Annotated in this window: 1 protein-coding gene; it reads right to left on the bottom strand. The window is 72.3% G+C overall.

Going from position 1 to position 1,236, the window contains the following annotated elements; all coding sequences use genetic code 11:
• Window positions 1-25: 25 nt before the first annotated feature.
• Window positions 26-157, bottom strand: a complete 132-nt coding sequence (locus tag ACFPIJ_RS64075) for a hypothetical protein (RefSeq protein WP_380129370.1) — start codon at window positions 155-157, stop codon at window positions 26-28.
• Window positions 158-1,236: the final 1,079 nt, after the last annotated feature.

The following is a 1,236-nucleotide window of genomic DNA, read 5'->3' as shown; positions in this document are numbered from 1 at the left end:
GCCAGTGCAGGAATACGCGGAACACCTACACCGTGGACCGCCCATGCCGGACACCACGCTGCGCGAACAGCGACCAGGCCGGCGCCGGCGCGAGGACCGCGGGCCGGCACATCGCGCACCACCGCACCGTGAACGTGCCGCGCGGGAACCCGGCCATGACCACGTCCAGCGCAGATGCTCGCCGGAACGCACACAGGAGCGGAAGCACGCTAGAGCGGAGGCACGCAGGAGCAACGCCACTCAGGAGCGGCAGCACGCAGGAGCGAAGCCACGTAGGAGCGGCAGCGGGCCGGGCGCCCCCGTGCGCTGCAACGCTTCGCCCAGATGCGGGATGCGGCGGTCCACGCAGCAGTGCGGCGGCTTGTTCGTGATCCTCAAGGTGGCGGCCCCCGGCCGGTCGTGCATCGCGACGGCGAACACGAGCACCACACCCGGGCACACCGCCGAACCACACGCCGTCACGGCCTGACCGCACTTGGAGCACGCAGCCGAAGGGCCGAGGTGGGGACCTCACTGCACGAGGCGGGCCACCAGGTCCGCTGACGCGTCGCCGCGGCTCGGGCCGACCGGGCAACGCCGTCTGGGCATGCCGTATGGCCGCCCGTTGCGGCGGTGGACCGCGAGTGGACAGTGATTCGAACGCGTCGTCGCTGCCGTGCCGGCAAACCCCCTTCGTTTCTGACGGTGATGTCCGGCGCTCGGGTCGCCAGGCGGCCGTGGACTGTGCTGGTTGCAGCTCAACGGGTCTCAGGCGGAGCACGTCCGCGAGGACTTCGGCGCCCCGCACGAGGGCGCACCGAGACGGCACAAGTCACCGCTGACCTGGAACGGACCGTCGTCCGCACGGGGCAGCAAGCGGATGCATGGCGCACTGGTGCGCACGCGTCTCGATCCGGCGGGGACGAAGACACGGTCGCAGGTCGAGCTGCCGCCTGTCCCGGCACAGGCACGGGAGCCGGACACACGGGCGCCGGCGCGAGGCGGGCCGGTGCGCAGGTGTCACGGACCTGCGCAGGCGGGGACACCGGGGTTGGGAGGACCGCCGCCGGAATGGTTGCGGGACGGGCTGATTCCGGAGGAACAGATGCGGGTGCGGAACGAGCAGTCGCAGGCGCCGGTGTCGGACGGGCAGGCGCGGAACGGACCGGTGCAGACCGGGGCTGGGCAGACGCCGACGCAGGGCAAGCAGACGCCGGCGCAGACGCAGACCCCACAGCCCCCGAGCGTGCAGGCACA

This window comes from Dactylosporangium cerinum, from assembly GCF_042653625.1.
Classification (GTDB): Bacteria; Actinomycetota; Actinomycetes; order Mycobacteriales; family Micromonosporaceae; genus Dactylosporangium; species Dactylosporangium cerinum.
Note: the sequence above shows the minus strand (reverse complement) of the source record. Positions and strands in the feature narration are given on the sequence as shown.

Coding starts and splice junctions, on each gene's coding strand:
- ACFPIJ_RS64075 (WP_380129370.1), bottom strand. CDS start 157: ATGGCCGGGTTCCCGCGCGGCACGTTCACGGTGCGGTGGTGCGCGATG.